Genomic DNA, 26,024 nt, shown 5'->3' on the forward strand with positions numbered 1-26,024 from the left:
TGACCCTGTTCCCCAAAAACCTATGCCTTATTACCAGCACTATTCTTTTGATCTTTGGCTAACATTGATCCGATCCAATCCTGACTATAAAACCGAGCGTACCAAAATATTTCACCGCGATTTTAATCCATCGGGTAAAAATATTGATGAAGTGGCCAAGGCATTTCGCACCGTCGACCTGATGTGTAATGCCATTAATGAGCGTACCGGTAAGAATATAGATTCGGAAGAAATGTTCCTGATGGCGATTAGCCTGATTAATGATAATCAATTGAATTTGAATGATATCGATACCCAAAAGCTTTATGCCGATATGGAAGCGCTGGTGTTTAACTATTTGCCTACGGTTTATGAATCTGTAACAATTGAGGTATTGGATAATCTAAAACAAAAAAGCGGTGCCACATTTAGCTTGCTAAGCAACACTGGTTTTATAAAAGGAGCAACATTAAAAAAAGTACTGGCCAAATTAAAGATGGATAAATACTTTGATTTTCAGCTGTACTCAGACGAGGTGAGCATGTCGAAACCAAACCTGGAGTTTTTTAATCTGATGCTTGAAAATATTAAACAGATCAATAAAGAAAAAAATATAACTTTAACGGGCATCATTCACATTGGCGATAACCCTAAGGCCGATATTGAAGGTGCCACGACGGCAGGCATAAAAAGTTTGCTTGTCAATTCAAACAACACATCCATTTCTTCATTATTAACTTATTATAGATAAAAGGATTTTTGGAACAAAGAACAAAGATTTTTGGAGCAAGGATTTTTTGACTTACAGAATAAAGAAATCACTAATTCACTAAATCATTAATTCAATAATTGCTTAATGAACACTACCTACTCATTACATCATATTAACCATGCGCAGGCATTTGGGTTTAACCCGGATGATTACAGCCGTTTTAAATTTGGCGATGATGCGGTGGCCAGGCACTTCGGTGTTCACCTTGCCGATGGTTTTATCAGGGATTACCTCATCGAAAACCCCATTAAACAGCAAATTGTGGTGATATCGAGCCCGTACTCGTTTATCCCTACGGCCACCTTTGCCATGAAAAACTGGTTTGTGGCCCGGCTTAACCGCTGGCTGGCCCGGCATGGTTATCCCGTAGTGCAGGAAACCAAGGTACACCGTACTATCACCTACAAGGAAGATTACGGCGAACTGGATGCCGAGCAAAGAATGAGCCTGATCGGTAACGACTCGTTTCATATCGATAAGAATTTTTTGCAGGGCAAAACGCTGATATTTCTGGATGATATCAAAATAACCGGCAGTCACGAACGCATGATCATGAAAATGGTGGGCGAATACGGGCTCAGCAACGATATATTCATGCTGTACTTTGCCGAGCTGGTAAACAAAAACATCCATCCCAATATCGAGAACCATTTAAATTATCACCAGGTAAAAAATATTTTTGATCTGGATGGCATTATCAAAAGCAACAGCTTCAGTATCAATACCCGTATCGTAAAGTATATTTTAAATTACGATTTTGAGAGTTTTTGTATTTTTATTCAGGATCAAACTTTTGATTTTATAAACTTGCTTTATGATATGGCTTTGGGCAATGGCTATCATACCATTGAAGCTTACGAACATAACCTAAACTTTATAAAAGAAAACCTATTTTTAAACAATCATAAATTAATTCAACATGGCAATTAACTTGCAAAAAGGTCAACGGGAAAGCATTAATGCCCCCAAATTTACCATTGGCCTGGGATGGGATACCAACAGTTCTTCAACAGGGAGCGCGTTTGATTTGGACGCTTCTGCTTTTATATTAGGTGATAACAAAAAAATTGTAGCCGACGAATACTTTGTTTTTTACAACAACCTGAAATCGCCGGATGGCGCTGTTGAACATACCGGCGACAACCTGACCGGTGATGGCGATGGCGACGATGAGCAGATTAAAGTTGACCTGTCGAAAATTGACGCTAAAGTAGCCGAAATATGCATCGTGGTAACTATACACGAAGCCGAGGCACGCAAGCAAAACTTTGGCCAGGTACGCAACTCTTTCATAAGGATATTTGATACCGCAACGGGCGCTGATATTTTAAAATATGAGCTGGAAGAGGATTTTTCGATAGAAACTGCTGTTGAGTTTGGCCGTATCTACAAAAAAGATAACAACTGGAAGTTTGAGGCTGTAGGCGTTGGTATGAAAGGCGGTTTACAGGATTATTTAACCAAATACCAATAATATCATATGGCTATCAATCTTCAAAAAGGACAAAGGATAAGTCTGGAAAAAAGTAACGGCAGCAAATTGCAAACTGTTTGTGTTGGCATTAACTGGGGCGCTATTGAAAAAAAAGGCCTGTTTGGTTTTGGCACTACAAAAGAAGCGGTTGATTTGGATGCCAGCTGCGCACTATATGATGATAACAAACAACTGATAGATGTAGTTTACTTCGGTCACCTGAAATCAAAAGATGGAGCGGTAAGGCATAGCGGCGACGATTTGACCGGCGATATGAGTGGTGATGACGGCCTGGACAATGAAGTGATCACGGTTGATCTATCGGCCTTGAGCAGTTCTGTTGGTTACGTGGCTTTTATCCTCAATAGCTTCCGCGGGCAGGATTTTGGTACTATTCCTTTTGCATCTATCCGCATTTATGAAGGTACCCCAACCCGGGTAAACGAAGTATTTGCCACCTATGATATTGCGCACAGCAAAGATTTTGCCGGCCATGTATCTATGGCGATGGGTGTATTTTACAAAAAGAACGGCGAATGGAAATTTAACGCCATTGGCGAACCAACCCGCGACAGGAAACTGGAAGAGTCGGTTAAAACCATGGCACAGAATTATTTATAGGGAGTTGTCAGTAGTGAGTGGTCAGTTAAAAGGAACTCACTATTCACCACTCACGATTCACAATAAAAAACTCAATACAATGGAAGGCACACCAGGAAATAACGAACTAAATATAACACCGGTTAATTTAGATATTAATCCGGCTCCGGTTAATAATCCTAACACACCGGCAAAATTGCTGGATAAAGAAGGTAATGTCGATTTAACCAATATTACCCCTACCGAGGTGCAAAAATATGGCGAGGTAGCCAAGGCCCTCGACCCTAAGGATGTAAACTCCATCCTCAATTATGGTACAGAGGTTCAAAACTCGATGGAAAAGTATAGCAATACTTTCCTCACTTCGGTACGTACCTATAACTCGGGCGAGGTTGGTGGTCTCATTAACGAGCTGCTTACCGAACTGAACTATATTGATGTGGATGAACTGAACCAAAACGCGTTCACCTCTTTTATATCGCACATACCTTTTATGAAAAAGCTGGTGGTTGATGCCAAAAAGCTTTTCCAGAAGTATGATACGGTAATTAACAACATTGATAAGATCACCAATAAGATCAAAGCAGGTCGCGTTAATTCATTAAAGGATAACAGCTCGCTGCAAACCATGTTTGACAGCAACGTGGGCTACATCCACCAAATGGAAGAGCTCATTATATCGGGCCAGTTAAAATACAACGAGCTGAGCGAGCAGCTGGCACAAATGGATGCCAATCCATCGGCCTATAACGATTATGAAATTGCCGATATGCGCGATTTTGTGAACCGTTTAGACAAACGCCTGGCCGATCTGAAAGTGGTACGTTTCATCATGCTGCAATCGCTTGCGCAAATACGCGTGGTGCAAAGCAACAATACTACCATTGCCGAAAAAGCGCAGTCTATCGTATCTACCACTATCCCGGTTTGGAAAAACCAGCTCACCATTGCTGTGGCGTTGAACCGCCAAAAGGAGAACGTGGAGATGCAGAAAAAGATCTCGGACACCACCAACACCATCTTGCAAAAGAACGCCGAACTGCTGAAACAAAACAGTATCGATGTGGCCAAGGAAAATGAGAAAACCGTTGTGTCGCTGGATACTTTGAAGAAAACAACCGCGTCGCTTATTGAAACCCTTACCGAGGTTAAACGCATCCATGAAGAAGGTACTGCCAACCGCAAAACCCTCAACACCGAACTGCAAAACCTGGAAGTGGAACTGAAAAAGACAGTGACCAACGCATAAGCCCAATTTGTCATCCTGAGCGGCAGCGAAGGATCTGTTCTGCGATTAGCATAGTTCATGAATAGATTCTTCGTTCCTCAGAATGATAAGTTTAATATATTACTCCCATCGTCTGTGTCTTCACAGACGATTTGCATTCCGGGGTATTGGTTACCTGTGAGGACACAGGCAACGGGTTTGGGAAGATTTAGTTATCACTCATATTTTCGTAAATTTGCATTTAATCAAAATTTGAGGTTGCCAAATTGATGGATGAAAGCAGGTTAAATATTTTAAATCAGTCAAACCGGATGCTCAGTAAGCTGCAATTGCTTTCTGTTTTTTTTGGTGATGACATTATTTATAAAATATATCTGCGCAGCCAGGTGATCCACAAGCTTTTTGAAACCAATCCCGAGCTGGATATCAATAAGCTCGATCTGTTTCACCTGCAATTTACCCAAAGCCTCATCGATCTGCTTCGCAAGATCAAAAAGAACAACGAAACCAATGTGAGTTTACTTTTTGACGAGATCCAGATCAACAAGGAAATGATCGACCGGCTGAATGATCCTTACTATACCCAGGCAAATTTTAACCTCGAAAAACAGCGCCAGGCACTCAAGGTTAATTTATCATTGCGGAAACTGTTCCAGGTATTGTCGGATAATTCGACCGATAATCCGTTGTCTAAAAATATCAATGCGTTCAGTTCCCGGTTTGCGCCCGACTTTTTTTACCCCATTGCACCTGAGTTATTGCAGGAGATAACGGCCTACAACGATAAAGATGTTTACACCGACGAGTATGCCATTATTCAGCGTAAACTGATGGGGGTTTTGTGTAAATATGAATTCAAAACTGAGTTTTACTGCGGATTAAAAGCTGGTACCCAGGTTGCGGAAGTATACAAGTTTGTGGATGATGACCGGTACTATATCTATTCACTTGCTGATAACCTGTTCCTGTTTCTGGATATTGCAAAGTTAGCCGGTATCGATATGACTAATAACCTATCGAAAAAGGAAAAACTGGTACACGAACTGCGGGATAAGAACGACAAGCTGGAGGGTAATGCCGCCGCCATGAAAGCAGCCATGCCCACAGAGATCAAAAACCTGCTGGCCGACAATTATAAAAAAATATCAGACATGAGCTTTATGGAAAACATCAGCAACATTGATGTACAGGCCAATATTTTAAAAAGCATGCTGAATACCGATTTAATTTAGTTTATTTAACCCGAAATTAATTCCTTACCTGTTCTATGGATTTCTTACACACCATCCTGGGCCCCGACATTAAAGCCGGTTTGCTCATTATTTTAAACCTTATTGTGATCGAGAGTTTGCTTTCGGTTGATAACGCCGCGGTACTGGCTACCATGGTTTTGGATCTGCCGCCCACCCAGCGTAAAAAAGCGCTGAGATATGGGATACTGGGCGCTTATATATTGCGCGGGGTATGTTTGTTTTTGGCAGCCTGGCTGGTAAAAATATGGTGGTTAAAACCTATTGGGGGCTTATACCTGTTGTACCTGAGCTTTAATTATTTTAAAGGGAAAATTCAGGCGGCCAGCGGCGATGGAGGGGATGAAGAGGTGGATAAAAGCAAGAACTGGCTGTACCGCTCAACCGTAGGTGTATTTGGTGTATTTTGGGCTACCGTAGCATTAGTAGAACTGATGGACCTGGCCTTTTCTATCGATAACGTGTTTGCCGCCGTGGCCTTTACAGATCATGTAGTGTTGATATATATTGGCGTATTCATCGGTATACTGGCCATGCGTTTTGTAGCTCAAGCCTTTGTGAAGCTGATGGAAAAATTTACTTTTCTGGAGACGGTTGCCTTTATCGTGATTGGTGTTCTGGGAATTAAATTATCGGCATCACTGTTTGTGCACTTTAATGAAACATCGTCCTTCTCCAAATTTATGGAGAGTGAAAAGGCTGATATTTTTACCTCGGTATTTACCGTTGGCGTATTCATTATCCCGGTATTAACATCGCTGTTATTTAACTTTCCCAAAAGGCACACCACCGAACCTGAAGTAGCCGAAGCAGCCGAGGATGTGCTGGATAAGCAATAATGATGTTCATTGGTTCATTTGCTCATTGGTTCATTCGTAGTAAATCGGCAACAATGAAGGTTTATACTGCTAAAACCAATGAACTAATGAACCAATGAACTAATGAACCAATAAAAGATGAACTTAAACAAAATAATAGCATCCATATTTGGCATCGGGTTTTTAAAAGGTGGCGGTACCTATGCGGCTATAGTAACCTGCGGGTTTATTTGGCTGCTATGGCAAAGCCCGGTATTGCAAAATCCCTGGTATCTGCTTGCCATTACCATTGTAATAACCCTGCTGGGTGTATATGTAAGCAACAAGGTTGAACCAGATTGGGGCGAAGACAGCTCACGCGTGGTAATAGATGAGGTTGCCGGTATGCTGATAGCGGTTGTGTTTGTACCCATAAATATCTATTGCCTTATCGGCGGACTAATCCTGTTCCGCTTTTTTGATATTGTAAAACCCCTGGGCATCCGCAAAATGGAAGCCCTACCCAGCGGCACCGGCGTGATGATGGACGACGTACTGGCAGGCGTTTACTCCAATATACTGGTATGGGCAGGCTACCTGCTTTGGCTTAAGTTTGGTGGATAAAAAGTCGGAAGTCATCCCGAATTTATTTCGGGATCCCACATGGAAAGCTAATCACATGCACGGTTCAACCCTGCTGATGAGATGCTGAAGCAAGTTCAGCATGACCCATGCTCCATTTACAAATTGCCTTTCCTAATCTCTTCCACGGCATAATTCACTGCGCGAGCCGTTAAAGCCATGTACAGTATCGACGGACTTTGATTGCCGGTGCTGGTCATGCAGGCGCCATCGGTCACAAATACATTTTTGCATAGGTGTAATTGATTCCATTGGTTTAACAAGGAAGTTTTTGGATCCTTGCCCATGCGTACGCCACCCATTTCGTGGATGTCCAGCCCGGGAGCTTGTTTGTTCTCATGCTTCTCGATGTTGGTACAGCCTGCTTTTTGCAGCATATCAGCGCTTTGGGTTAAAAAATCCTGTATCATACGTTCATCGTTATCATCGTACTCTACTGAGGTGATCAGGAGTGGAATGCCCCATTGATCTTTCTGATCTTTACTAAGGCGTACGTGATTGCTTTCTTTGGGGATAGTTTCGCCCTGCAGATACATGTATACCTGCCAGCCTCCGGGTTCAGTCAGCGAGTCTTTATAGTCGCCGCCAATTTCTCCTACAGGCTTTTCGGCCGGATGTTGGTGACGATAAGCACCCATAAAGGTAGTAAATCCCCCTTTGTAGTCGGTTTCCTGTTGATGGAGGTTGCGGTAATTGGCCAGGATTAATTCTGTTGGATTCCGGCCAAAATAATATCGGTCTAAAAAGCCATCCATGCTGGCGGTTACCGACGCGCGATAGTTTTGGAAGGCTACGTATTTGCCCAGCAGTCCGTTATCGTTACCCAAGCCATTAGGAAAGCGCGCCGAGGTTGAATTCAACAGGATGAGGTTGGTGTTCAATGCCGAAGCATTCATGAAAATGATCTTGGCTTTATATTCGATCACCTCTTTGGTGTTGGTGTCAATCACTTTAACACCTGTGGCTTTACCCAGCTTTTCATCATAGATAACGGAGTGCACCACTGAGAATGGTCTAATAGTAAGGTTGCCTGTTCTTTTGGCCCAGGGCAGCGTTGAACTTACCGAACTAAAATAACCCCCAAAAGGGCAGCCGCGCATACACATATCGCGTGCCTGGCATTTGCCGCGTCCCTGATCAAGATGAACCTGGTTGGGTTTGGTTAGATGTGCCCATCGCGCGTGTACCAGGTGACGGTCGGGGTAATACTCACTGATTTTTTTGCTGATCACCTCCTGCACACAATTCATATCAAAAGGAGGCAGAAACTCGCCATCGGGCATGGCCTCAATGCCGTCTTTATTGCCACATACACCAATAAATTTTTCTACGTGCGAATACCATGGCGCCACATCATCATAGCCGATGGGCCAGGCAATACCGTAGCCAAAACGCTCGGGATTGATAAACTCATATTGGCTCCAGCGCTGGCAGGCCCGCCCCCAGGTGAGTGATTTACCGCCAACCTGGTAGCCCCGTATCCAGTCGAAGGGTTTTTCCTGTATATAAGGATGGTCCTTATCTTTTATAAAGAAATGCTCGGTAGCTTCACCAAAACCGGCCGCTTTGCTGATCAGCGGATTCTCTTCCAAAAACTCCCGGGTCATTTGCCCGCGATGTTTAAACTGCCAGGGATCCATGGTGGCTGTTGGATAGTCTTTAATATGTTCCACATTCCGTCCGCGTTCCAGTACCAGGGTTTTTAAACCGAACTCGCACAATTCCTTGGCGGCCCAGCCACCGCTAATGCCCGAGCCTATAACAATGGCATCATAAGTTAAATGATCTGTGTTTGCAGTTGGTCTTTCTGTTGAATCAGGCATGGTGATTGATGGTTATATATAAAAGCTATTCAATATTTTATTTGTATAGATTTCGCCGATATCGATGTGTAGTTATTCTTTTATTTTACTGCTTATTGAGCTTTTCTGCTGCACCATGATCCAAAAAGATCTGTGCGTTTGGCAGATTTTGAAAGATGGAAGCTGGTATATCGATAGTCGTCGGTCCATTCAAAGCCTGTGCTATAATACCCGCCTTTTTCGTGCCGCTGGCAATCAGTACCGGGGTTCGTGCTTCGGTCAGATGACGTAAGCCCAGCGTAATCCCCTCGGTTAGCTGCGGTTGCTGTGCGAAATACTTTTTGGCCACATCGATAGTTACCGGGGCCAATGCGGAGTGATGTGCATACGTGTTAAAATCTGTACCGGGTTCATTCAAACCGATATGGCCGTTCATCCCAATACCCACGATCATCATATCCATTCCACCCAGATTAGCAATATGCTCATTCATTTTTTGACACTCTTCATCAAGATCAGCAGCTTTCGCATCGAAAAATCGTACTTGCTCTGGTGCTATCTTTAATCGTGAAAAGAAATGCTCATGCAGGTAATGACTGCAACTGCCTTCATCGTTTTTATCCATACCAACCCATTCATCCAAACCCACAAAATGCGCTCGACTAAAATCTATTTTCCCCTCCTTGGCATATTGTACCAGGAATTTAAACATCCCGGTTGGCGATTCGCCCGAAGGGAAGCAGATCAGTGAATCGGGCTTCTGCTTGATCTGCCGCCACACCCAATAAGCTGCCGCGGATGATAAGGAATCGTAATCTTTATACAGTTGAATAGTCATGTCCGCTTATTGATGGTTTAACCAAAGGTCGATAGGCTTAGCTACTTTGGCCGAGAACGGCAGGTTGATCTTTTTACCCTGTCCAGCCGAAGCATAGGCCGCGTAAATGATCTCCAGTACGGCGCGACCATCTTCGCCAGTTACCAATGGGGGTTTATCGTGGCGCACACAATCAATAAAGTGTTTCAATTCATGCGGATAGCCCTGGTTAAAAGCTTCCTCAAAAATGGTGAAGCTCCAGCCCTTGGAGGTATCGGCTTTTTCCATCGCGTAACCGTAACCGTCGCGACTATAGGTTACCGCGGCATTGCCCATAAACAGGTCGGCATAAATTACGCCCCCTGTGCCATATATTTCACAGCGGTCGTCCATGCCGCCATGTTTGGCCCAGCTATTTTCGGCTACAGCGGTTACGCCATTCTCAAATTCTACAATAATCACCGAATTATCTTCGCCTTTAGTACGGTCCTTATGAAATACGGTGCTCATGGTAGCGTATACATTACTCACTTTGGCGTGGTTAAGCATCCACCTAAACCAGCCCAGCGCATGGCAGCCCATATCCATAATAACACCACCGCCGGCCAGGTTTATATCATAAAACCAATCGCTGTGCGGTCCCGAATGTTTTTCGCCCTGTTTCAGCATAAATACCTCGCCTACGGCACCATCTTTTACCAATTGCCGGGCACGCTCATATTTTGGTGCGAAGCATAATTCTTCGGCGTACATCAGCTTTACATTGTTGGCTTTGCAAACGGCAATCATTTCATCGGCTTCTTCCAGCGTTACGGCCAGCGGTTTTTCAATAATGATATGCTTACCGGCATTGGCCGCTTTGATGGTAGCTTGCGCGTGGAGATAATTGGGCAGGCAGATATCCACCACCTCGCAACCAGATTCGGCAATAAGCTTGTCGATATCATCAAACCATTGTGCTATCTCATATTTTTCGGCAAAGGCTTTGGCTTTATCCGGGTTGCGGCCATATACGGCAACCACTTCGGCCTCGGGTATAAAACGATGGTATGATTCCATGTGGATATCGGTAATGAAACCGGTCCCGAGTATGGCCACTTTGGTTCTGTTCATGGGTATAATTATATTAATTGGTTCGGGAGGCGCATGTGATGCGTCTCTAATTTAAATTTCATGCTCGGCACTTGTAAGCCAGGCGTGTTAGGTTTATTCAAGATTACTGAATTAAATACTAAATCAAAAAAAACAATTAAAGTTTTAAAAAAGGATTTAGCATCGGCAGCAGGCAGCATTTGAATGGCCTTTTACAAATTCGCTGGTTTATTTCTGCGGATAAACATTTGCAATTTAAAAAGTTAATACATAGTATTGTGTAATATTGACACAATGATTGTTGTTTGTTGTTAATTAGATATTTATAACCAAACTATTGCCAGTGCTGCATCATCTGTTGCCATGGCATTTATAAACTGTACATAACCTGTATAAATTTTATGGCGAATCAATTTAAACTCCTGGCTTTGCTGGGACTGCTGCCTGCAACCGTAGTAATGGGGCAAAACAAATGGACAGAAAGCAAATCGGGCGACGTTGTTTGGGTGACCAATTCCGGCGGCCAAAACCTGGGTTATTCCATCACCTCCGGCGTAAAAATATTAACGGTAGATGGACTGGCGTTTAAAGACCTGAATAAAAATGGCAAGCTGGATAAGTATGAAGACTGGCGCCTGCCGGTTGATATACGGGCAAAGGATCTGGCCTCCAAAATGAGCGTGGAGCAAATTGCTGGTTTGATGTTGTACAGTAAGCATCAGCCTATACCCGCCGCACCAGCCGGGCCTTTCGCCGGGACTTATGGTGGTAAGGTATTTGCCGAAAGCGGTGCCAAACCTTATGATCTGTCTGATCAACAAAAGCAGTTTCTGGAAAAAGATAATGTACGGCATGTGCTCATTACTTCGGTGCTGAGCCCGGAAGTAGCAGCGCAATGGAATAATAACGCGCAGGCATTTGTGGAAGGTTTAGGATTGGGCATCCCTAATAATAACAGTTCCGATCCGCGGCATGGCACTGTAGCAACTGCCGAGTTTAATGCGGGTGCCGGGGGATCGATCTCGATGTGGCCAGGTTCGTTGGGTTTTGCCGCTACGTTTGATCCTAAGGTGGTGGAAGATTTTGGTCATATCGCCGCATTGGAATACCGGGCCCTGGGTATCGCTACGGCGCTTTCGCCGCAAGTAGATATCGCTACCGATCCGCGCTGGTGGCGGGTTAGTGGTACTTTTGGTGAAGATCCGCAACTCTCGGCCGATATGGCGCGGGGGTATATCGATGGTTTTCAAACTTCTGTTGGCGATAAGGAGATTAACGGAGGCTGGGGATACGGCAGCGTGAACGCCATGGTAAAACACTGGCCAGGCGGTGGTGCCGGGGAAGGCGGCCGCGACGCGCATTATGGTTATGGCAAATATGCCGTTTACCCCGGCAATAATTTCAAACAACATTTGATCCCCTTTACCGAAGGTGCTTTTAAGCTGAAAGGCAAAACGGGAATGGCTGCGTCGGTAATGCCTTATTATACTATATCTTTTAACCAGGATACCAAAAACAAAGAAAACGTAGCCAACAACTATAATTCCTATATCATTAACGACCTGCTCCGGAAGAAATATCATTTTGATGGCGTGGTATGTACCGACTGGCTGGTTACGGGTGATGAGACCGCGGTCGATCAGTTTTTGTCGGGCAAATCATGGGGTGTAGAAGGGCTTTCGGTAGCACAGCGTCACTATAAAATACTGATGGCTGGTGTCGACCAGTTTGGTGGTAATAATGAAGTGGCTCCTGTGGTGGCCGCCTACCAGATGGGGGTAAAAGAACATGGCGAAGCGTTTATGCGGGCAAGGTTTGAGCAGTCGGCAGTGCGGTTGCTGCGTAACCTGTTCAGGACGGGTTTGTTTGAAAATCCATACCTCGATCCACAGACGTCAAAAAGTATTGTGGGCAATCCCGATTTTATGAATGCCGGTTACCAGGCGCAATTGAAGTCCATTGTGATGTTGAAGAACAAGGGTAATGTGCTGCCGCTAACTAAAAACAAAACGGTATATGTGCCTAAACAATTTACCCCGGCGGGCAAAAACTTCCTGGGTATGCAAACTCCCGAAAAGCTGGAATACCCGGTGAATATAGAAACGGTAAAGAAATATTTTAAAGTGACCGAAAACCCTGATGAAGCTGATTACGCCCTGGTGTTTATCAACAGTCCGAACAGCGGCGGTGGTTATAATAGTGACGATGCCAAAAATGGCGGCAACGGTTATGTGCCAGTAAGTTTGCAATACCAAAAATATACCGCAACCGATGCCCGTGCTACCAGTATAGCCGGCGGCGATCCGCTGGAAAAATTCACCAACCGTACTTACAAAGATAAATCGGCAACGGCTATCAATGTAACTGATTTGGCTATGGTGAACGACACCTATGCCAAAATGAAAGGCAAGCCGGTTATTGTTTCGGTAAATATGGCCAACCCAATGGTGTTTTCGGAGTTTGAGAAGAATGCCAATGCCATTGTGGTTGATTTTGGTGTACAGGGACAAGCTACATTGGATATTTTAACGGGCAACAATGAGCCATCGGCATTGTTGCCGCTGCAAATGCCTGCTGATATGCACACGGTTGAAAAACAGTTTGAGGATGTACCCCACGATATGAAATGCTATGTGGACGAGCAGGGCAATACCTATGATTTTGGTTTTGGTTTAAACTGGAAAGGTGTTATTAATGATGCCCGTACCGCTAAGTATAAAAAGGCTGGAGTAAAACCGTAAGTTATAAGTGGTAGGTTAACTGTACTGATAGGTTTTGGGCTAAAGCCAATAGTTGCTCATTTGAAAACCGTTGGTTAAAACCAACGGCAATGAAAGGGGAATAAGTTTGTTTTTGTTCATTGCCGTCCCATTTATGGGACGGATGATGAAAACATTTGCTGGCTTTAGCCAAACCGTGATTTTGCGAACACTTGCATTGAATAGACCAAAATTTTTTTACCCCCAAAATTCTTCAGTAGATGCAACCGGGGAAAGTAGTTCGAGCACGGGTTCAATTTCAAGGCCGCTGGCCCAAAGGTCGGCATCAAATTTTTTGAACGATGCTAAAGATGTCAGTAGCTCATGGGCTGCTTCATTTTCCAATTGATCAAAATGCATGAATGTTTTTCCGTCGGGTAGTAACCAGCAGCCATATTTAATTCCCGGATGGTTAAGTTCTTTTAATTCTTTTACAATACCAGCAATATTAGCCTGGTTGAGGGGGGCAAATTCTGGCGTAGTGGTGTATTGTACTCTTACTATTTTCATAACGGTTTGTTTGGGTGATTGGATGAATAAAAGTACTGGCTAAACAGCAATTGTAAAATGGGCAAAACTGACATTTTACAGGGCGTTTTGCGACAGGATGATAAAACGAATGTGATGATGCCCGTTCTGTTAAATATAAAAAGACCAGGGTAAAACCATAAATTAGCTGATGGTAAACCTTAAAATAGAATCATGAAAAACTGCTTGTTATTATCTGTAATGTTGTTGTACTGCACTTTGGCCCAGGCTCAAAAAGCCGATATGACCATAGTTAAAACCGATGCAGGGCTCGTTTCGGGCAGTACCAATGTTGCAGGAGATGTGCATGTATTTAAAGGGATACCCTTTGCTGCGCCGCCAATTGGTGATCTGCGTTGGAAAGCGCCGCAACCGGTAAGCCCATGGAAAGGTGTAAAACAATGCACCGCTTTTTCTGCCAGCCCCATGCAGCCAAAGCCCCATGAGTTTGGTGTTTATACTAAGGAATTCCTGATCCCCGATGAACCCATCAGCGAGGATTGCTTGTATCTGAACGTATGGACAGGAGCCCGGTCATCCGCAGAAAAACGACCGGTTTTGGTTTATATCTATGGTGGCGGCTTTTCTACAGGAGGTGCGGCCGTGCCCATTTATGATGGCGAGGCCACCGCGAAAAAGGGGGTAGTATTTGTGGTGATCAACTACCGGGTTGGGATATTTGGTTTCCTGGCTCATCCGGAATTGAGTAAAGAGTCGGGTCATAATGCTTCGGGAAATTATGGCTTGATGGATCAGCTGGCCGCCTTAAAATGGATCAAACAGAATATCAAAGCTTTTGGCGGCGACCCCGATAATGTAACTATAGCGGGGCAATCTGCGGGTTCTATAAGTGTCAATTGCCTGGTAGCTTCGCCGTTGGGAAAAGGTCTGTTTCAAAGGGCTATTGCCGAAAGTGGCGCCGGTTTTATTGGTCAGGGAGCGTCTGAACTGGCCGGGGCTGAAGCCAATGGCGTAAAAACAGCGCAGGCGCTGGGTGCTAATTCCATTGCCGAATTAAGGGCAAAACCAGCCGCTGAACTGGTTGGTAAAGGCCAGCAAAATCATCCCATTGTAGATGGTTATGTATTGCCTCAAAGTATAGCACAGATTTTTGCCGAAAGTAAACAGAACGATGTGCCGCTGCTTACCGGTTGGAACGAGGACGACGCATTTATAGGAAAATTGAAAAACGCCACAGATTACAGGGCCGAAGTATTGGAACAATACGGAATCAGGTCCAATGCTTTTATACAGCTTTACCCTGCAAATACCGATGCCGATGCTGCAACCGCGCAGATCAGGATAAACCGCGACAAATTATTCGGCACTCAAAATTATACCTGGGCGAATACGCAAAGCGAAAAAGGCCACGCCAAAGTTTACGTTTATCGCTTTACCCGCCGTTTGCCAGCCACGGCCGATTTTGTAAAATATGGTGCCTTTCATTCCGGCGAAGTAGCCTATGCTTATGATAACCTCCGGTTTTTAAATCGTCCATGGCAGCCGATTGATCATCAGCTGGCCACCATGATATCAACTTACTGGGTGAATTTTGCCAAAACAGGCAACCCCAATGGTAAAGGATTGCCCGTGTGGCCTGCGTATAATAGAAGTGATAACCAGATCATGGTATTAAGCGAAAAGCCAGCGGCGACTACTTTGCCTGATAAAGCGGCTTTAGACTTTATGCTGAAAGAGGTGAGCGGAAAGTAAGTTTTATAATTTTTGCTCAATTACTTTTACCGCATTACCCCGCTCCAGTGAATGATGGGCCATCCACTGGCTTTCATGCTGTGCAATCTTCTTTTCAACCTGAATTGCCATTACCTTGGCTTCCAACCTGCTTAAACAAAGCTTTTTGTTTTGTAATTGCGAACGGCTGTCCATAGTCATTACCTGTATACCGGTAGGGATGTGTGTGCCGCGTACGGCTGTTTCCACCTTGTTCACATTTTGACCACCTGGGCCAGATGCCCGGGTAGTTTCCAGTTTTACGTCTTTACTATCAAAAGACGAATGTTCGTCCACATTAAAAATCCCAACGCCCACAAACCAGTTTTTGCGTTTGTGAAATTTGCGATAAGGGCTTTGCGCTATCCATTGTATGGTGCCCTGCCATTCTGCTATAAAGGCATCCAGCTTATTACCTTGCGCAAGCAAAGTGGCCGATAATAAGGTGCCGTTTGTACCTGCTGATTTTTGTTCAACTATAGTTAATTCCACCCCTAATTGCGCGGCTTGTTTTAACATTAGTTCCAATATTTTGTATACTACCCGGCAACATTCCAGCGGGCCTTTACCCGCTGTTATTTGTATAATCACTTTTTCCATTTTACTCGTTATTCATGCGTACAATGCTGGGCGAAAACACACCCTGTACTGTTATTAATTCTGTTTGTGCCTGCATTACCATATCGATATCCTTATAGGCCAATGGGTTTTCTTCCAGACTGCCTCCAATGAGCGTGACATCTGCCTGTGTTAGCATTTTTTTAAGTGCCGAGTTGGTATTGCTTTCCCTGGCTTGTTGCCTGCTCATAGCCCGGCCCGCGCCATGTGCCGCGGAGTATAAGGCTTCGGGTTTGCCCTTGCCCGTCACCAAATAAGCTGGAGCGGTCATGCTGCCGGGGATAATGCCCAATTCGCCATCATGAGCCGGTGTGGCGCCTTTACGGTGGATGATCGCTTCTGTACCATCGGCAAGCTTATCCTTCCAGGCAAAATTGTGATGGTTCTCTACTTTATACAATGCCTTTAAACCCAGTGCCCGCAATAAATTGCTGTGGATACGGTCGTGACAGGCCCGGGCGTAATCGCCGGCGAGGGTCATACTTAGCCAATACTCCTGTCCGGCTTCGCTATTCAGATCGAGCCAGGCCAGCGGTTGTGCTTCACGTGGCAGTTTACAGTTATTCATAGCGATCTGCGTATAGTGGCGGGCAATATTGGCTCCCAGTCCACGGCTACCCGAATGACTAAGCAGGGCCATATACGTATTGGCAGGTAGGCCCACCACATTGTTATCCGTCAGACTGATCACCCCGATATCCACAAAGTGGTTGCCGCCACCCGAAGATCCCAGCTGTTTCACAGCCTTGCCATGCAGCTTTTTCAATAGCGGTGTTTCCCTGAATGCAGGATCATCAAGTACTTCATGATCCTGTGGCATCTCCAGGCCGCCTTCCATTCCAAAATGGGTATGGATATTGATGGCCTGTTTGATCTGGTGGCTATACCGGTCGATAAATTTTTCATCTGCATCAATAATAGTCAGCGCCATGCGGCAGCCAATATCCATGCCCACGCCATAGGGGATCACCGCGTTGCGAGTAGCCAGCACACCACCAATAGGTAGGCCATAACCGCTGTGCGCATCGGGCATCAATGCCCCCTGTACACTTACCGGTAAGGATAAAGCCAACTCCATTTGTTTTATAGCCGATGCCTCGATATTATCCTCGCCATAAATTTTAAATGGCAAGGATTGTTGTGTCAGCTCAAATGAATTAACGGTTTGCTTCGTAGCATCATCCATAAACAACCCAGCTATTTTTTGTGTAGCAGGATCATGAATATAAGCTTCAGGCCGGTTCCGGATATCGGTTAATAGCGTAATGATATAGTTAGTGTTCCGGTGTTTAAAATGTTTGGCTATAGTATTGATGGCCATGCTTTTTTGCTTATCGGTACTGTAGCCTATGTTGGTTAGTTCTTTTGTTTTTAAATTGCCCATAGTGGGTTTATTTTAATAATCCAGGTAGGCTTCTGTTGAAGCGTACTTGGGTTTGTTTTTTAATGGGTTAATGTATTGGAGCTTTTCAAAAGCATCAACTTTCCAATATCTATGATTCACATTTTTTATTTTATCAATGCGTGGCCATAGATGATTGCGCCTGATATGACTTGCGATTTCATTGATCTCTTTTTCGAGCAATTCATCGTGTTGTTTTTTCTCATGGATGATATGAGGTTTTATCGTCAACACAAATCGCCAGGGTTCAATAAATACATATTCAATCATCAGCCGGTTGGAATAGCGCGACAACACTTCTCTAGGGCTAAAAAGCGCCTTTTCAGCTTCTGTAAGCTCTCGCTTATTATGAAGCCAGTCATAACTGTTAATAGCTCGCAACTCCTGTGGTTTTTCCAGGAACGTATAGCGTTTTCGCCTTCTTTTTCTTTGTTTAAAAGAGCGGTCGTGATGATAATAGCAGGTATTTATTTTGTTGAGCAAGTTTTGGTAAAACTCAGCTTTCGGGCCTCGCTGTATATCATCGCGCAATATAAAAAAGCGCTTCCATCCCTTTTGGTATGGGTTTTCGAGCGGAACCATTGGCAACGTGCGACGTTTCTCCCACAAACTATCGCGTAGTTTATCCAGCCTTATCAGCTGCTTATCAAAATCTTTTTTAACAAGCCGCTTCTTTCTTCTGGCCGATTTTTTAATGTACGGCCAATCATGTATGTCCATCGGACTTTACGTTTTAACGTTTTCAATTTTATTGGTGATTTTTAAATTTCGTCCACGGTGTGGATATACCCATTTTGAAAAGCGCGGCGTAAAACCTGGAACACGAAGAATCCGGACAAACAAAATTTGAAGCTGATCAAAAGATCATCAGCAAACGGGTTTCAGTAAAATGAAATAGCAATGATTGTCCGCCTGGTGCAGGCAGCCGACTAATGGGATATGTTGGAGATACTTTCTTGCATGATTCCCGGTATTAAGTAATTAATAGTGAGAATTGATCGCAAAGATGGGAAATGTTTTTTAAAATGCAAAATGGGCCGCTTCCCGGACAATTGCTTTTTAAGGCAGGGGGGCTCCGATGGAGCCGTTAAAATAGTTGCTTATACTATAAACAGGTTGTTCCTCTGGAACCATCATCTTTTGGAGTTCTGGACTCCGGCGGAGTCTCCTGTTTATAGTATCAAATAAATTAGGTTTTTGGCTCCATCGGAGCCTCCTGATAGCTTTTGGTACTCCGGTTTGTTTAGTTCTTCTGCTGCCGGATGAGGTTTTCCAGCGCCTGCAAATGTTTTTTGAAGGCAGCACGGCCTTTTTCGGTCACGGAATACCGGGTATTGGGTTTACGGCCGATAAAGCTTTTTTGTACCTCCATATAGGCCTCCTTTTCCAATGCTTTCAGGTGCGAGGCCAGGTTGCCATCGGTAAGCTCTAATAACTCTTTAAGCGAGTTAAAATCGTAGCTTTCATTGGCAACCAATACGCTCATGATCTGCAGGCGTATGCGGTTTTCAAATGCTTTATCAAACTGGTCTAACGATATTTTCACGAATCGTATTTAAAGTGCATCACCGCACCGTATATAATATGCAGCACGCCAAAACCGATGGTCCAGAGCAGCAGGCCATATCCCGGTATCAGCGCGGCAAGCAAACCTAATAAAATCTCAATTATCCCCAAACTCTTTACGCCCGAATAGGTATAATGACTGCCTGCAACCAATGCCAGCCCATAAAATATCAGTGTAGCTGGTGCAACAATACCATAATGGGCATGGTAAATAAGGATGAATGTAAACAAGCCACCACTTACCAACGGAATAGCCATATTGATCAGCAATCTTTTGCTGCCCGTGCTCCAAAAAGGCTGATTGTTTTTCTGCGCTTTTCTGTAGGATAGCCAAATACCTGTACCAATGGAAAGGGTCAAAACAGCGAAGGCTACAGCGAATAATTCGGCAATGGATATGATATTGTGACGTTCGTAATTGCCGGATTTAAGCAGGGTATAGCCAATACCCGCCCCGATGAGCGCATAAATACCGGCCATAACGCCCGACAGGCCACTAAGCGAGATGAACTTGGCCGAACGTTCCATCAGGTCGCGGATGGAACTGAGCTCGGCGTGAATGTCTTTTTCTTCCATTAAAAGTGCTTTGATTTTCAAAGTTAATAAGATAGTTTGGAATTGCAAGAGGAGGAGAATAAAAACACGGTAAGTGCGAAGTTTAGATTTGTCATCCTGAGCGGAGCGAAGGATCTATTTTTCAGTAGGTATGGCGTATACCCGCTCTTGGCCGCGGGAGGGCCAGTTACTTTTGTCGCCACAAAAGTAACCAAAAAGGCTGTCAGCAGAAATGCTTCTTTGCGCTCATAGCCTTTGCCCTGCAAATCAGTCAGAACCAGGGCTACAATTATTTTGCGCTACTTTGTTCGCTCACATCCTTCCGCTTCAGCAAAAACTTGCTATGCCCCGCAACCGCACATGGCTAGCATTGTTCTGCCCGCTTTCGCCGGAAGCTTATCTGCTGACGGGGAGAAAATTCAATAATTCACTAAATCACTAATTCAATAATTGGTCCCTGCGTTAGCGATAGCAGCGGATACCGGCCCGTGGCTAATGCCTTGTGGCGTATGAGCGGATAGCGCGGGCCGGAGGCAACGCCCTTATTTAGAATTAAAAATCAAGACAAAAGCAAAACCCAACTCACTAATTCAATAATTAATAAGGCTTATCTGCTGACGGGAAAAGGAAAAAAGTTATTTCCAATCACTAATTCACTAAATCAATAATTCATTAATTAAGCACCTCCACCCCGCGTTTTCCTGACAACAAACGAAGAGCCTTAATAAGATATAACCAATGATGATACCGCGTGACAAAAGAATAAAGATTGGAGTATTGATTATTTTAATTATATTTTCAATAATTATTGAAAATTCAAAATAAATAGTAATTTTGTGTTGTTGAATCATCAGAACATAAAATTATAGCAGTATGAAAACGCTAAAAGATCATATGGTACTTTTTGATGCAGAATGCCCCATGTGTAATGTATATACCAAAGCTTTTGTTAAAACCGGTATGTTGGCTGGCAATGGTCGGCAGGCTTATCAGCAGGTGCACGAAAGTAGCTGCCCGGTGTACGATCGCCAGCGGGCCGTTAACGAAATTGCCCTCATTAACCTCAAAACCGGTGATGTAACTTATGGTATTCAGAGCCTGTTTAAAATAATTGGTCACGCCTGGCCGGTATTTGCACCGTTGTTTACGTTTAGGCCATTTGTATGGCTGATGAGCAAGTTTTACGCTTTTATATCATACAACAGGCGGGTTATTATCCCACCCACTAAAAATGGCGATGGCTTTGCTTATCAGCCTACGTTTAAATTGCATTATCGTATCGCTTATTTGTTGTTTACCTGGTTTATAGTAGGGTATACGCTTACGGCTTACGCACATTTATTGAGCCCAACAGTGCCCCTGGGTAATGCTTACCGGGAGTATATGATATGCGGCGGACAGATCATTGTTCAGGGAACGGTAATGAGTTTTTGGGACAGGAGACAAACCTGGACTTACCTGGGCAATATGATGACTATTTCTTTGGCAGGCAGTTTGCTGCTTTTAATTCCAATGGCAATAAACCATTGGCTTCAATTCGGGTCTGAAGTGTACGCCTTGTATTTTATGGGAGTGGCCGGATTAATGTTTCTGGAACACATCCGCAGAACTAAGCTATTAAACCTGGGGTGGACATTGACCATTACCTGGGTTGCGTACCGTATTATTTTACTGACACTGATTTTAAACCTGAACTAATGAAAACCTACAAAAAAATTGTGCTCGCCGGAGGCAACGGCTACTTGGGTACTGTATTGGCAAACTATTATAAAGACAAGGCAGACGAGGTGATCATACTGGCTCGCAAACAGGCTAAAACAGTTGATAACATACGCACGGTAGTTTGGGATGGCAAGGCCGAAAACGGTTGGACTGTACAGCTTTCTGGTGCCGATATGCTGATAAATCTTTGCGGTAAAAACGTGAACTGCCGGTATACCGAAAAAAATAAATCCGAGATCATTACTTCACGTGTTTTGCCTACAGAATTGCTTGGGCACGCTATACATAAAATGAGCAATCCGCCAAAGTTGTGGATCAATGTAACTTCTGCTACCATATATCGCCATGCAGAAGACCATCCGCAGGATGAGGAAACCGGCGAAATTGGTTATGGCTTTTCTATCGATGTATGTAAAATATGGGAGGAGGTTTTTCTGAAAAGTGAGACACCGCATACCCGTAAAATAGCCTTACGCATGGGTATTGTATTGGGCCGCAGTGATAGCGTTTTTCCGCGTTTATTGAACCTGGTAAGAATGGGCTTGGGCGGCAAACAGGGTACGGGTGAACAATATATAGCCTGGGTGCACGAACAGGATGTTGCCCGGAGCACACAATGGCTGCTTGATCATCCCGAAATACAGGGTGTGGTTAACTGCACAGCACCCAATGCCATAAAAAATGCCGATATGATGCACACCATCCGCAAAACTTATGGAATGCCGTTTGGTCTGCCGGCACCCGAATGGCTGCTGGACATCGGAGCTCTGGTCATAGGCACCGAGCCCGAGCTGATACTAAAAAGCCGATGGGTAAAACCCAAACGCCTGCTTGATTCCGGCTTTAACTTCCAGTATGAAAAAGCGGAATACGCCGTGCATGATATTTTGAGTATTAAGGGCTGAGAGGGCACCTGTCGTCTTCAAACTACCAGACTATTCCTCCGCTTTTTTCTTCACCTCTTTAGTCATCTTCAAAGTCAGGAATAGCAATAGCCCGGCGGCTATCACAATAGCTATCCATATCAACGCCGTATAATCGCGACCCGCTTTGGCCGGTTGTTTGGCTTGATAGGCGGTATTGGGGCTAACCGCTTCATGATTGATTCGCGGCGTATTATCCCTAATGCTATCAGCAAAAAACTTGAGGTCGTATTCCGGTGCTTGTACGGTTTGCTCACCGGTGAGCAAACGGTAAGTTTGTTTACCATCCAGATAACTGATCAGCGACTCAGCCGATTGGTAAGCATCTATACTGGTAACAGTTAAAGGTAAATTATCACCATTGTTTATTTGTATGATGAGCTGATTGGTTTTAGCGGCTATCAGCAGATCGGTGGCTTTGGTAGAATTGAGTTCTGCTTCGCCAAGCAGTTGCTTGTCGTGCCCTGTAATTTGATAAACCGATACATCGCGTTTAAAATATTTTGGTGCGGTAATGTTTAAATGAAGTTTGTTTACCTGGTAATTATCATTCAGTTTTAAGGTGATGTAAGTTGTTTTATTACTATCGGCACGGGTTAACTGACCGGGCGAAATGAGGGCATAGCTTAAAGTAGCCGCATATTCGGTATATACACCAGCCTGCAAAAACTTGATAGGCGTTTTGTTTTTATCATTCACCAGCAATTTCAAATACCGGTAATTACTTGCCGGGAACGAGAGCGACTGCATGTAGGTGCCCTCGCTATTTACTACGGCTTCCTGTAAGGGAATATCCTCCTGAATAGCGAACCATTGTTTCAGATCGTCGCTGCCTACTAAATTTACTTTGCGCTGCACGGCCGTGTTTTGCAGCTTTATCCACAGACGGTCGAGCGCGAGGCCGGTTTTGTTTTCTACAATAAAAGTGGTGCCGGTATCGGTACTCAACCTGGCATCAACCTGGTTAAAAACCACAAAACTTTTCTGATCTTTTTGCGGCAGGCTGCCGGCTTGTATATAAGGTATAAAATTCCCTTTCGCATCAACTATACGGATGTCAGACAAATCGGCCTTGGCTTTAGCCACAAAAGCAGGCTGCAGGCTGATGCGGTAAAAACCGGTACTATCTACCTTAGGCAACGCGGCCTGGTATTTAAAATTTTGCTGTGCGGATGCCGATAGCATCAGTCCGCAAAATAGCGCCGTGAGGGTTAATATTTTATTCATCCTTGGGTTTAGCTTCATCATCAACAATAATTTTTTTAACCTTTTGGTACATAAACGATATCATCAGCAGTATAATACCCAGACAAAAGAACGCCGCTATTTTACCCGCCACCGGTATGTTGTTGATATCGAACAAAAATAATTTAAGCAGCGTTAATGAAAACAGGCTTAATGATACAATGCGCATTACCCTTAATTTATGGCGCATCCCCAGCCACATGAGTGCGAAGGATAACAGTCCCCATAAAATGGGCAGACCGGTTTTGATATAAACCGTTTCGATACGGTCGATAGAATGCGTATTACCATAAAATAGGAAGTTGCTCAACAGGCTTATTTCTAAACTTAAAAACAATACTACTGCCGCGCTGATAAGCCAGGTGAACATTACCTTCATGCCGGCATCCAGGGTTTTCTGGCTCAGGCGAATGATACGGTAAAACAACAAAGCAACAAAAATGGCCGCTATCCAATGCGCTGCAAAATGACCGGCGGGTACTCTGTGCTGCTCTAGTACACGGCGTTGCAGGTCAAAAAACTCGGGAGTTAAAGCCAGGTAAACCGTAACACATATCATGAGTATGGCCAGCCTTAATTTTTCATTAAAGTTGAGCGCTTTAACTTTTAACGATACCAGGTAATATATATATACAAACGCAGGTGTATACAGCATCATGTATAATACGTTAAGCGAGGTATAGGGAAAATGATAAACAAACTGATGATTCACCTCGAATAGGCCGCTTAAAAATAAAAGTACTAAAGCTGTGACACCGAAAACATGACGGTTTACAGCCAGGCCTTTTGCAGTGGCGGGCTCTTCTTTACCCACCAATGCCGATAACAGGTATGAACTGATGGCCGCAACCAGGGTGGTGATAAAGCCCTTATTGGCAATAATGGTAAGGCTTAAATTATTATCTACGTATATCTGGAACCAGTCCATCAGCAGGCTCAGCAACATAGCCACCCAAAGCAATAAGGAGGTAAGCTTCATTAACTGGATGGATGAGCGCTGATACAGCCAGTAAAGCAGCACGGTTTCAGATGCCCAGAAAATAGTAATGCTATGACCATGCAGTTGTATCGGCGCCGCCAGCGAAATAAAGGTAAGCGTGATGCCGATGAGCAGGTACAATATGTTGGTATCAACCTTACGGTTGCGGAACAGCACGTAGGATAATACCAGGTTCACCACGCCCAGGCTTATACAAAACAAGCCCCGGAACTGCTCTTCTTTCATCATGGTAAGCAGGTACAGGCCGGCCGCAAAATAAAGCGCGGTGTTGCTGAGCAGGATGGTAAAATCAGAGGCGATGAATTTTTTATTTTCCTTAACGTTATGCGCCACATTGATGATAAAGTACAGCACATAAAAAATGCTGGCGTATATAAAGCCAATATGGTAGCTTGGCGCACTAAGGGTGTATAAAACGGATGCCAATACAATTACCGTAAACACAAAGCTGATGATGTTGAGCACCCGCCAGGCTTTAAAATAGGAGATGATCAGCAAGCCGGTGTTGAGTATCAGCAGGTATATAAATAAGGCATCGTAATTGGCGTGCCCGGTACTCACCATAAACGGACTGGCAAAGCCGCCCACCAGGGTAATCACGGCCAGCTCCTGCTTGTCGTACAGCAGCGAGAGCACCACCGCGAAAATGGTGATGACGATCAATATAATGAATGCTACCGTTTGACTGAACAGATTAAACTGGTGAAAGGCCAGTGTTATGGTGAAATAAAATACGGCCAAACCACCACCTACCAATACCGAGCTAAAGGCCTTATAACTATTACGCAGGCGATGGGCAATCCCAATTAAAATGGCTCCGCATACCACACCAATACCCACACGGCCAATTGGGCCAACCCAATCATTATCAATAGCGTATTTTACAAAAAAGCCGATAGCTAAAACCAGTATGGCTATACCAATTTTGTTGATGAGGTTTTCACCGATGAATTTTTCCAGATCGGGATGGCTTTCAAAAAAAGATGGTTTTGGTTCTTTTGGTTTTGGCGGAGTAAAGTTTCCGGTTTTAACCGGCCTGCGGATGGCGGATAAACTATCTGATATAACTTCAGGCTGCCGCTCAATATAGTCGGGTTTAATAAATGCCGGTTCAGATTCGGGCTGTGGTTCTGGTGGAACAACAGGCTCGGGTTGGGGGATATTTACCGGTTCATCAACTTTAATAACTGGTGGCGTTTCGCTGATGATAGGTTTGGGCTCTTCCGCTTTTTTAACTTCTTCGTCGGTAAACCGGGAAGCCCGTAAACGCTCAATCACCACTTTTAATTCCAGTATTTTAAGTTCCAGATCGGTGATTTTATGGTTAATACTGGTTTTGTTATTTACCACTAAATAAACAATCAACAGCAACAAAAGTACGGTTACAATTTCCATAGGTAGAGGTTTGGCAAAAGTTAAAGATAGATGATTTATGCAAGGCAAACACATAAAAAAAAATTTTACGCAGGTTTAAAGATGATCTTTGTGCTGTTTTATAGGTATTTATGACGGTAGACTTTCT

General features: G+C 44.1%; 23 protein-coding genes. 12 read left to right on the forward strand and 11 right to left on the reverse strand.

Translation table 11 applies throughout. From position 1 onward, the window contains the following. Window positions 1–22: 22 nt before the first annotated feature. The 8 genes from G7092_RS22875 to G7092_RS22910 all read left to right on the forward strand — a co-directional run bounded on the left by G7092_RS22875 (window position 23) and on the right by G7092_RS22910 (window position 6,724). The gene (locus G7092_RS22875) at window positions 23–730 is read left to right on the forward strand and encodes an HAD family hydrolase (RefSeq protein ID WP_166092933.1); all 708 of its coding nucleotides are present in this window, start codon (window positions 23–25) and stop codon (window positions 728–730) included. A gap of 105 nt (window positions 731–835) precedes the next feature. Further along, window positions 836–1,681 (forward strand): phosphoribosyltransferase family protein, encoded by an 846-nt coding sequence (locus G7092_RS22880; RefSeq protein ID WP_166092935.1) that lies wholly within the window; start codon window positions 836–838, stop codon window positions 1,679–1,681. Continuing rightward, window positions 1,671–2,225 carry a TerD family protein gene (locus G7092_RS22885; RefSeq protein WP_166092938.1) on the forward strand — a complete coding sequence of 185 codons (555 nt, stop codon included), beginning with the start codon at window positions 1,671–1,673 and terminating at the stop codon, window positions 2,223–2,225. Before G7092_RS22880 ends, G7092_RS22885 begins: the two co-directional genes overlap by 11 nt. Window positions 2,226–2,231: 6 nt before the next feature. Beyond that, a complete protein-coding gene (locus G7092_RS22890) occupies window positions 2,232–2,846 on the forward strand; it encodes a TerD family protein (protein WP_166092940.1) in 615 nt (204 codons plus the stop codon). Between the two features lie 79 nt (window positions 2,847–2,925). After that, on the forward strand, window positions 2,926–4,074 hold the full coding sequence (locus G7092_RS22895) for a toxic anion resistance protein (protein WP_166092942.1): 1,149 nt from the start codon (window positions 2,926–2,928) through the stop codon (window positions 4,072–4,074). Window positions 4,075–4,322: 248 nt separating this feature from the next. Then, window positions 4,323–5,285 carry a hypothetical protein gene (locus tag G7092_RS22900; protein ID WP_166092944.1) on the forward strand — a complete coding sequence of 321 codons (963 nt, stop codon included), beginning with the start codon at window positions 4,323–4,325 and terminating at the stop codon, window positions 5,283–5,285. A gap of 35 nt (window positions 5,286–5,320) precedes the next feature. Further along, a complete protein-coding gene (locus G7092_RS22905) occupies window positions 5,321–6,142 on the forward strand; it encodes a TerC family protein (RefSeq protein ID WP_166092946.1) in 822 nt (273 codons plus the stop codon). Between the two features lie 117 nt (window positions 6,143–6,259). Continuing rightward, window positions 6,260–6,724 carry a phosphatidylglycerophosphatase A family protein gene (locus tag G7092_RS22910; RefSeq protein ID WP_166092948.1) on the forward strand — a complete coding sequence of 155 codons (465 nt, stop codon included), beginning with the start codon at window positions 6,260–6,262 and terminating at the stop codon, window positions 6,722–6,724. Between the two features lie 116 nt (window positions 6,725–6,840). On the opposite strand, the gene G7092_RS22915 is transcribed toward G7092_RS22910, so the two are convergent. The 3 genes from G7092_RS22915 to G7092_RS22925 all read right to left on the reverse strand — a co-directional run bounded on the left by G7092_RS22915 (window position 6,841) and on the right by G7092_RS22925 (window position 10,474). Continuing rightward, the gene (locus tag G7092_RS22915; RefSeq protein ID WP_166092950.1) at window positions 6,841–8,565 is read right to left on the reverse strand and encodes a GMC oxidoreductase; all 1,725 of its coding nucleotides are present in this window, start codon (window positions 8,563–8,565) and stop codon (window positions 6,841–6,843) included. Between the two features lie 85 nt (window positions 8,566–8,650). Beyond that, on the reverse strand, window positions 8,651–9,382 hold the full coding sequence (locus tag G7092_RS22920) for a 6-phosphogluconolactonase (protein ID WP_166092952.1): 732 nt from the start codon (window positions 9,380–9,382) through the stop codon (window positions 8,651–8,653). Window positions 9,383–9,388: 6 nt separating this feature from the next. Then, a complete protein-coding gene (locus G7092_RS22925) occupies window positions 9,389–10,474 on the reverse strand; it encodes a Gfo/Idh/MocA family protein (protein WP_166092954.1) in 1,086 nt (361 codons plus the stop codon). Between the two features lie 380 nt (window positions 10,475–10,854). Here G7092_RS22925 and G7092_RS22930 point away from each other — a divergent pair, with 380 nt between their 5' ends. Then, a complete protein-coding gene (locus G7092_RS22930) occupies window positions 10,855–13,194 on the forward strand; it encodes a glycoside hydrolase family 3 protein (RefSeq protein WP_202985384.1) in 2,340 nt (779 codons plus the stop codon). Window positions 13,195–13,410: 216 nt separating this feature from the next. On the opposite strand, the gene G7092_RS22935 is transcribed toward G7092_RS22930, so the two are convergent. Next, window positions 13,411–13,722: a hypothetical protein gene (locus G7092_RS22935; RefSeq protein WP_166092956.1), complete on the reverse strand. Its 312-nt coding sequence runs from the start codon at window positions 13,720–13,722 to the stop codon at window positions 13,411–13,413. 192 nt (window positions 13,723–13,914) lie between these two features. On the opposite strand from G7092_RS22935, the gene G7092_RS22940 reads away from it, so the two are divergent. Next, complete coding sequence (locus G7092_RS22940; RefSeq protein ID WP_166092958.1) at window positions 13,915–15,453, forward strand: carboxylesterase/lipase family protein; 1,539 nt, start codon at window positions 13,915–13,917, stop codon at window positions 15,451–15,453. Between the two features lie 3 nt (window positions 15,454–15,456). Here G7092_RS22940 and prfH read toward each other — a convergent pair whose 3' ends face one another. From prfH to G7092_RS22965, 5 genes are all read right to left on the reverse strand, one after another. Further along, complete coding sequence (gene prfH, locus G7092_RS22945; protein WP_166092959.1) at window positions 15,457–16,071, reverse strand: peptide chain release factor H; 615 nt, start codon at window positions 16,069–16,071, stop codon at window positions 15,457–15,459. 1 nt (window position 16,072) lies between these two features. Beyond that, on the reverse strand, window positions 16,073–17,473 hold the full coding sequence (locus G7092_RS22950) for an RtcB family protein (RefSeq protein WP_166092961.1): 1,401 nt from the start codon (window positions 17,471–17,473) through the stop codon (window positions 16,073–16,075). A 12-nt stretch (window positions 17,474–17,485) separates the two neighbouring features. Beyond that, window positions 17,486–18,211 (reverse strand): hypothetical protein, encoded by a 726-nt coding sequence (locus G7092_RS22955; protein WP_166092963.1) that lies wholly within the window; start codon window positions 18,209–18,211, stop codon window positions 17,486–17,488. 523 nt (window positions 18,212–18,734) lie between these two features. Further along, complete coding sequence (locus tag G7092_RS22960; RefSeq protein ID WP_166092965.1) at window positions 18,735–19,037, reverse strand: winged helix-turn-helix domain-containing protein; 303 nt, start codon at window positions 19,035–19,037, stop codon at window positions 18,735–18,737. Then, window positions 19,034–19,654: a hypothetical protein gene (locus tag G7092_RS22965; protein ID WP_235953918.1), complete on the reverse strand. Its 621-nt coding sequence runs from the start codon at window positions 19,652–19,654 to the stop codon at window positions 19,034–19,036. Before G7092_RS22965 ends, G7092_RS22960 begins: the two co-directional genes overlap by 4 nt. 831 nt (window positions 19,655–20,485) lie before the next feature. Here G7092_RS22965 and G7092_RS22970 point away from each other — a divergent pair. Continuing rightward, a complete protein-coding gene (locus G7092_RS22970; protein ID WP_166092967.1) occupies window positions 20,486–21,310 on the forward strand; it encodes a DCC1-like thiol-disulfide oxidoreductase family protein in 825 nt (274 codons plus the stop codon). Beyond that, on the forward strand, window positions 21,310–22,239 hold the full coding sequence (locus G7092_RS22975; protein WP_166092969.1) for a TIGR01777 family oxidoreductase: 930 nt from the start codon (window positions 21,310–21,312) through the stop codon (window positions 22,237–22,239). Before G7092_RS22970 ends, G7092_RS22975 begins: the two co-directional genes overlap by 1 nt. A 30-nt stretch (window positions 22,240–22,269) precedes the next feature. Here the strand turns inward: G7092_RS22975 and G7092_RS22980 are convergent, their stop codons facing one another. Both G7092_RS22980 and G7092_RS22985 read right to left on the reverse strand, forming a co-directional pair. Further along, the gene (locus G7092_RS22980) at window positions 22,270–23,505 is read right to left on the reverse strand and encodes a DUF3999 family protein (RefSeq protein WP_166092971.1); all 1,236 of its coding nucleotides are present in this window, start codon (window positions 23,503–23,505) and stop codon (window positions 22,270–22,272) included. After that, on the reverse strand, window positions 23,477–25,897 hold the full coding sequence (locus tag G7092_RS22985) for a DUF2339 domain-containing protein (protein ID WP_166092973.1): 2,421 nt from the start codon (window positions 25,895–25,897) through the stop codon (window positions 23,477–23,479). The genes G7092_RS22980 and G7092_RS22985 overlap by 29 nt, the downstream gene beginning before the upstream one ends. Window positions 25,898–26,024 lie beyond the last annotated feature (127 nt).

Source organism: Mucilaginibacter inviolabilis (assembly GCF_011089895.1).
Taxonomy (GTDB): Bacteria; Bacteroidota; Bacteroidia; order Sphingobacteriales; family Sphingobacteriaceae; genus Mucilaginibacter; species Mucilaginibacter inviolabilis.